The organism is Marinomonas rhizomae (genome assembly GCF_003315485.1).
GTDB classification, from domain to species: domain Bacteria; phylum Pseudomonadota; class Gammaproteobacteria; order Pseudomonadales; family Marinomonadaceae; genus Marinomonas; species Marinomonas rhizomae.
Map to the genome: position 1 here is coordinate 50377 of NZ_QNSE01000021.1, position 831 is coordinate 51207.

Annotated in this window: 1 protein-coding gene; it reads left to right on the forward strand. The window is 36.9% G+C overall.

The window, feature by feature from the left end; translation table 11 throughout:
• Positions 1-117 precede the first annotated feature (117 nt).
• Positions 118-684 carry a hypothetical protein gene (locus DFP80_RS19765; RefSeq protein WP_113918509.1) on the forward strand — a complete coding sequence of 189 codons (567 nt, stop codon included), beginning with the start codon at positions 118-120 and terminating at the stop codon, positions 682-684.
• Positions 685-831 lie beyond the last annotated feature (147 nt).

Here is an 831-nt window from a genome sequence, read left to right on the forward strand (position 1 = left end):
ATAATTGCTAAAAAATCGGTATAACAAAGCAATTAAAATCCGCCCACAAAAGACGTGGGCTGGACTCGCTACCGCTCGCCTTTTATTGCGGCGTTAAGGCTTTATAAAGGAAATATAATGGACTGGAAAACATTCATAGCACAAATTATTGGCTCCTTAGCCTGGCCGCTAGTTGTTGTATTTCTTATTTACCAACTAAAAGATAGATTATCAGAGTTGTTGCCCAGATTAAGAAAGTTGAAGCATAAAGACACCGAGCTTGAATTCTCTGAAAAATTGAATGAATTGGCAGTCGAATCAGATGCAACTAAGAAAGGAAAAACTGTAGCCGTTAAAAGGCCTGAAATTAATGAGCAGTTCAATTTTTTAATGAGGTTATCTGATATTTCACCTAGATCTGCCGTACTAGAGTCATATCGAGTTTTAGAAACCGCATCAGCTAAAGCCGCCACTAAAGCTTATCCAGAGTTGGAATCTAAGCAAATATTTAATCCAATGCAGGTTCAAAAAATTCTGCAAGGAAAAGTAATTAATAGAAATGAAATTCATCAATTTAATGAGCTAAGGAAATTGCGCAATCAAGCTGCACATATGGAAGATTTTGAACTTAAAAACATGCCTATAGAGGCATATATAGATATTGCATTAACATTGGCAAACAGCCTTGAAAATTATGAGCCCTAACAATCAGCTGCATCGGAACAATTTTCGCTGCGCTCAAATTGCCCGCTGAGCTGGGCGTTGAGGCTGTAGAATTTCTCCAAAAAGAACATTTTCATGTTCTTTTTTAATGGCCTGTTATCTAATCACTATTATTCGCTACAGTTGAAC